General features: G+C 33.2%; 6 protein-coding genes and 1 pseudogene. 5 read left to right on the forward strand and 2 right to left on the reverse strand.

Going from position 1 to position 6,002, the window contains the following annotated elements; genetic code table 11:
- Positions 1 to 61: 61 nt before the first annotated feature.
- Positions 62 to 1,012, reverse strand: a complete 951-nt coding sequence (locus tag HP569_RS13580) for a calcium/sodium antiporter (RefSeq protein ID WP_182201699.1) — start codon at positions 1,010 to 1,012, stop codon at positions 62 to 64.
- Positions 1,013 to 1,433: 421 nt separating this feature from the next.
- Between HP569_RS13580 and HP569_RS13585 the strand changes: the two genes are divergently transcribed.
- From HP569_RS13585 to HP569_RS13600, 4 genes are all read left to right on the forward strand, one after another.
- Complete coding sequence (locus HP569_RS13585) at positions 1,434 to 1,772, forward strand: hypothetical protein (protein ID WP_182201700.1); 339 nt, start codon at positions 1,434 to 1,436, stop codon at positions 1,770 to 1,772.
- A 265-nt stretch (positions 1,773 to 2,037) separates the two neighbouring features.
- Complete coding sequence (locus HP569_RS13590) at positions 2,038 to 2,439, forward strand: hypothetical protein (RefSeq protein WP_182201701.1); 402 nt, start codon at positions 2,038 to 2,040, stop codon at positions 2,437 to 2,439.
- A 248-nt stretch (positions 2,440 to 2,687) separates the two neighbouring features.
- Positions 2,688 to 3,878, forward strand: coding sequence for a chromate efflux transporter (chrA, locus tag HP569_RS13595; RefSeq protein WP_182201702.1), 1,191 nt, complete (start codon positions 2,688 to 2,690; stop codon positions 3,876 to 3,878).
- Between the two features lie 86 nt (positions 3,879 to 3,964).
- On the forward strand, positions 3,965 to 4,495 hold the full coding sequence (locus HP569_RS13600; RefSeq protein WP_182201703.1) for a DUF3267 domain-containing protein: 531 nt from the start codon (positions 3,965 to 3,967) through the stop codon (positions 4,493 to 4,495).
- A gap of 126 nt (positions 4,496 to 4,621) precedes the next feature.
- Here HP569_RS13600 and HP569_RS13605 read toward each other — a convergent pair whose 3' ends face one another.
- Positions 4,622 to 5,458, reverse strand: coding sequence for a helix-turn-helix transcriptional regulator (locus tag HP569_RS13605; protein ID WP_425501880.1), 837 nt, complete (start codon positions 5,456 to 5,458; stop codon positions 4,622 to 4,624).
- 242 nt (positions 5,459 to 5,700) lie between these two features.
- Here HP569_RS13605 and HP569_RS13610 point away from each other — a divergent pair.
- Positions 5,701 to 6,002: pseudogene (locus HP569_RS13610) on the forward strand (sugar ABC transporter permease); the annotation flags it as partial.

The raw sequence follows: 6,002 nt of genomic DNA on the forward strand, positions 1-6,002 counted from the left end.
AAAAAGCGTTAGACAGCTTGAATTGTGATAAGCTGTCTAACGCTTTTTTGAAAATTATTGGTTAGTTTCTGATAAGAATGAAAACCATGTATAGCACGTATAAAGCAGTTAACCAACCGCCTTCTAATCGACCAATTTTGTAGTTAGTTCTTGAAAAGATTAGTAAGATTAGCGTTAAAATGTTCATAAACATGATATCAAAGAAAATGCTATTATCAACAGATAGTGGAGAAATAACAGCTGTTGCTCCCAATACTAGGAACAGATTAAAAATATTACTTCCGACAATATTTCCGAGCGCAATATCAGTTTGTTTCTTAAGTGCAGCTGTAATTGTTGTTATTAATTCAGGTAATGATGTACCAACCGCAACTATTGTAAGTCCAACCAATGTTTCACTCATACCAAAGGAAAGTGCAATCTCTGAAGCACTATCTACAACTAGGTCACCACCGAAAACAATTGCCACTAGTCCGATTACCGTAAAGATAATATTTTTCCCTAGTGGTGGTTTTTCTTGTATTGTTGGTTCCAGTTCATTGTTACCTTTTCTCGCAACTTCGAAAATATAATACAAGAAGATAGCAAAAAAGAATAACAAGATAAAACCGTCACCTCTACTAATGATGTTGTTCGCAGATTGGTTAAGGCTAATATCACTCACCATGACTAATGCAACAACACCAGCTAATAAGGTGAATGGGATCTCTTTTCTAATTGTTTCGCTTTCAACCGTCATTGGTAAAATAAGTGCACCAATTCCAACGACTAAGGTAATATTAAAGATATTACTACCAACCACATTCCCGATTGTAACACCAGCACTTCCTTCTAGTGCTGCGACAATACTTACTGTTGCCTCTGGAGCACTTGTTCCAAAAGCCACAATCGTTAACCCGATGATAAGCGGCGATACTCGTAAAGCAGTAGCAATCTTAGAAGCGCCATCAACAAATAAGTCTGCCCCTTTAATTAGTAATACAAATCCAATAATTAATAAAATATATGCCATAAAATTTCCTCCCAAAATTGTTTTGTTTAAGATAGATAGTTTGCAACCGTTGCACAACGCTCTTTATAAACATAAAAAAACCTTTACCGATTTGGCAAAGGTTTTGAATCTTAGATAAATACCCCTCTACCAGATATACGATAAAGGTCTTGCTAGCAATCTAGTGTCGCCAGAAAAGCCGAGAGTTTAAGAACTCCGAATTGACGACTTTACTGTTAAAGCTACTCCCCTTTAGGAATATGAAGTTGTTACTATAATAGTAGCTATCGATAGGGTAGAAGTCAATAGTTTTATTTTTAGGTTATTAATGTTTGAAATCTTTTTAAAAGAATCATTGGTAAAAAAACGAAACTTATATTGAAGCCATTCGTAATACATATTAAGTAAAAATCTTTAATCCGTTAAAAGGAGATGGACGTAGATGGAACCAAACATTACTAACTATGTTGAAGTTAATAATTCTGAAGAACTGTTAACTGCTTTAACGAATAAGGAATCGTATATTGTCATTAATAAGGAATATAAACAAGAATTTTTGAATAATACGGAGCTACCCTTTACTGAAAAAGAACTAATGGGATTACAATTAGGGTCCCATGGTGGTGCAGCAATTGGCGGTGGATTAATTTTTGCTATTATTAACTTCTTTAGTAAAGGAAGTAAACAGCAAAAGAAAATTGATAGTAAAGTTCGCAACTATGTGTTAAAAGGTTGGAAGGATGACGGACTGTTGCTTTATTTACGTCAATTAGATTATTAGGTGTTCAAGTTTCCGTTTCATATTATCCAATAGTATAAAGATAGATTTTGTCGATTTGGTGTCTTTAGGGCACCGTTTTTTGTGAGGAATTTAAAAACTAAAATTAAAAACTAAATTCCTTTTTTTCCTTGTTTGTGTGTTATAATAAACGTAATATAACCTCAAGAGCCTCAGACAATAACAACCCTACTTAAGATTAAATTTCATCAATTAACAAAACAGAATAAAAATTTGAGCTTTTTGCGTTATTTTGAGGAGGAGACGGATGAAAAAAGTTATTCTTTTGCTTTTTTTTGTGTTAATTGTCATTATGATAATGTTTAAATCAAGTCCTCAACCTAGTTTAAGAGGATTTTATCAAAGTGAACATGTAGAAGGATATATCATTCAATTTAGTTTTCAACCAGATGAAAATAGCTTTGTTGAGTTTATTGATAACAGAGAAGTTAATAAAGGAACTTATCAATTAAAGAAGGATAATGTATATCAGTTAAATGGTGATGTGCAAAATATTGAACTGACATTAAATAAAGAGAACGCTTTTAATGTAGTTATTGAGGGAATTAATAATGGGAAGTCAATTCAAGTAGTCAATACAAGTGCCATACCTGCGTATTTTTCAACAGAATTTAACGATGTGGAAAAGTATAAGGAATTGCTTAAATAACCTAAATAAATAAGCGAAGAAACGATGAAAACAGTTTCTTCGTTTTTTGTTTACTCCCATTCGTACATATTTATCAAACCTACATTTAATTTTATCCTCCTAATGTAAAAAGTGTGTAAATTTAATCTATATTTGTTGAAAGTAAAATTAAATATAAATATAATGTCGATAGCGTATGGATATTTGCAAACGTGTTAATGGTTTGCAAAAATCTATTGTTCGTGTGAAAAAATAGAAAGGAGACAACGATGTCTAAACAAAAAAACAAATTTCGTACACTGATTGAAATATTTTTAATTTCTACTAAATTAGGACTTACATCGTTTGGTGGCCCAATTGCACACTTAGCTTATTTTAAAGATGAATACATTGACAGACGCAAATGGCTAGATGATCGAACATATGCCGATATTATTGCTATCTGTCAATTCCTTCCCGGTCCTGCCAGTAGCCAAGTAGGTATATCGATTGGTATGTTAAGGGGAGGGGTAATTGGTGGTTTTATATCTTGGTTAGGTTTTACTTTTCCATCTATTATCATATTGGTTCTATTTGCGTTAATGTATCAAACATTTTCGCTAGGTGATGCTGGATTTATACATAGCTTAAAAATTGTAGCAGCAGCAGTTGTGTTACATGCGTTACTTGGTCTAGGGAAAAAATTAACTCCCGATAAACCACGGATAGCAATCGCGTTAGTAGCTGCAATCATTATGCTTTTGTTTCCTTCCGCTTGGATGCAAATAGTTATTATTTTGGGAGCGGGATTGATCGGATTAAAATTATTTAAAGACAAAACAAAGCCGAATGTACAGCCATTATCTATTAATATTTCTAAAAAATTCGGGTTAACTTCTTTGGGGATTTTGATAAGTTTACTAGTAATTGTACCAATACTTAATAAACTATTAGACAATCCATTCCTGCATATTTTTGATGTCTTTTTTAGGGTAGGATCGCTCGTGTTTGGTGGTGGACATGTGGTATTACCGATGATTGAGCGTGAAATTGTACCTGCTGGGTTGTTGACAGCCAATGAATTTTTAGCAGGATATGGGATGGCACAAGCTGTACCTGGTCCTTTATTTACTTTTTCTAGTTATATCGGAACCATGTTAGAGGGAGTTACTGGAGCGGTTGTAGCAACAGTAGGTATTTTTCTACCTTCCTTTTTACTAATCATTGCCGCATTACCATTTTTAAATGAATTACGTAATCGATCGGTTTTTCAGAGTGTTTTAATGGGTGTTAATGCTAGTGTTGTGGGTATTCTTTTAGCGGCGTTTTATGATCCGGTACTTAGCAGCTCGATCTTTAATGCAACAGATTTTGCATTAGCAGCCTTGCTATTTGGGTTGTTGAATATATGGAAGGTACCAGCTTGGCTAATTGTCATACTAGGTGTGGTTGGGAGGTATTTCATCCAACTAATTGCATAGACATGTATTGGTATTAGAATGAATAAGATGTACAATAAATGATAAGGGAAGTAAGTGAAAAGCAATTTTTAATATTGGAGGATACAATGACATATAAATTGATTAAAGATTTTAATTTATTAGCGAATAAAAAGCTTCTTATATGGCTAAATATATGGGGCATTGTCGTCTTTATATCCCTACTTATTTTTGGTGCATTTTATTTTGTAGTTAGTAGCCTCTCTATTAATTTCTTGGCTATGTTCTTATTTTTTGTTACCTTTTTTCTGATACTGATTATTCACGAACTTATTCATGGGTTATTTTTTAAATTGTTTAAACCTGAAGCAAAAGTGAAATTCGGCTTTAAAAGTGGTGTGGCGTATGCAACTAGTCCAGGTAGCATTTATCCAAAGCACCAATTCATTATTGTTTGTTTAATGCCCTTTGTCTTAATTACATTATTGTTATGTGGTTTGTATTTACTTGGAGTAAATGGCATATTTCTGTACTTTCTATTTGCGATGCATACGGGTGGTTGTGTAGGAGACTTTTATTTTTTCTATCTATTATTGAAACAAAAGGATGGAACACATGTGGAAGATACAGAACAAGGCTTCAAGCTGTATAAGCAATAGCTGGATTATTACAGCATTCTTTAGAGAACAATACTTACAACGAAAAATAACGGATGATCATTCTAGCCTGAGTGATCATCCGTTTTGTTATTATAGTTAACTATCATTACCTAAACGGATAGACAGTTACCCATCCTTCTTCACTTCTTTTCGATACTTAGATGGTGTTTGATCCGTAAAACGTTTAAAAGATTGTGTGAAGAAAGATTGAGAAGAGAAACCTACAATTTCTGCAATAGATGCAATACTGTAATTTGTTGTCTCAAGTAGTAATTTCGCTTCTCTGACACGAACCTTCTGTAAGTATTCAATTGGTGATACCCCGATATCTTTTTTAAAAGTATGGGCTAAGTAAAACTTATTAATATGCCCGATTTCTGCTAACGAATCAAGGGAGATGTCTTCTCGATAATTTTGATTTAAATAATGTTGAATTAATGAAACAGAACGGTTTAGGTTTTTCGTTTCTGTCTTTGTAAGTGTAAATTTTTTGTCACGTCTCAACTTAATAATTAATATTTCAATAATATTTTGACAGACGATTTCATAGTCATCATCATTTTGTTTAATTTCATGCAATAGCTTATTTAAATAAAACAAAATGTCTTTTTGATCGCCGTGATAGGTGAACAACCCCATCTGAGACTCTTCTTCATCTGGAAGAGAAAAGGATAACCCCTCTATTCCTAAAGCAATATACTCAAGTGAATCAAGAGAATTAGATTTTTCAGTGTGTTCCACGTTTGGATTTATAATAACTAAATCATTTTCCTTCACGGGGACTTCTTGATTTTGAAGTAAGATAACTCCCTTACCTTTAACAATATAAAATAGTTCTGTGAAATGATGGGTGTGCTTGGTGCTATGCCAGCCTTTATCATATGCTGTATGCGTAATATACAACAGTTTTAAAGGCATCTTCGTAATATCTTGATTTGTCATTCGATACACTTCATAAGACAAGTCATTCGCCCCCATTTTATTGGTTCGTTTTATCGTATAACAAATTTTAACTCAAGTTATTACAAAAAGCAATATATATAAAAAAGTCAACAAGATGTTTATTGTGTAAACGTTTTAATATGGGATAAGATGAAGTCATAAAGGGAAAGCTATCAACTTAAAAAGCTATGGATGAAAAGGATTAATTGATAGCAAGTAGGCTTGTTTATGATCTTATATGATTAAAAAAAGGGGTGTACGCCATGAATAAAAAAGGATCAAGAAACCTATTTATTGCAGTATGTGTTGCGCCAGCAGTGCTTTTGCTAGCGACGTTTATGATTTTGCCAACGATTGAGGTATTTCGTATGTCTATGTATCGTTGGGGCGGATTCTCAAATACAAGAGAGTTTGTTGGTCTAGATAACTTTAAAGTGTTGTGGAATGACATGGACTTCATTCAATCGTTCCAAAACTCGATTCTATTGATTGTGCTTGTAGCAATCATTACGTTGATCTTTGCGGTATTCTTCGCAGCGGTGTTAACGAAAGAACAAGTAAAAGG

The sequence above is a fragment of the Paraliobacillus salinarum genome (assembly GCF_014083865.1).
In the GTDB taxonomy this organism is placed as follows: Bacteria; Bacillota; Bacilli; order Bacillales; family Amphibacillaceae; genus Paraliobacillus; species Paraliobacillus salinarum.

Bases quoted from the DNA above. Each gene is read 5' to 3' on its own strand.
- HP569_RS13580 (WP_182201699.1), bottom strand. From the start codon at position 1,012: ATGGCATATATTTTATTAATTATTGGATTTGTATTACTAATTAAAGGG.
- HP569_RS13585 (WP_182201700.1), top strand. From the start codon at position 1,434: ATGGAACCAAACATTACTAACTATGTTGAAGTTAATAATTCTGAAGAA.
- HP569_RS13590 (WP_182201701.1), top strand. From the start codon at position 2,038: ATGAAAAAAGTTATTCTTTTGCTTTTTTTTGTGTTAATTGTCATTATG.
- chrA (WP_182201702.1), top strand. From the start codon at position 2,688: ATGTCTAAACAAAAAAACAAATTTCGTACACTGATTGAAATATTTTTA.
- HP569_RS13600 (WP_182201703.1), top strand. From the start codon at position 3,965: ATGACATATAAATTGATTAAAGATTTTAATTTATTAGCGAATAAAAAG.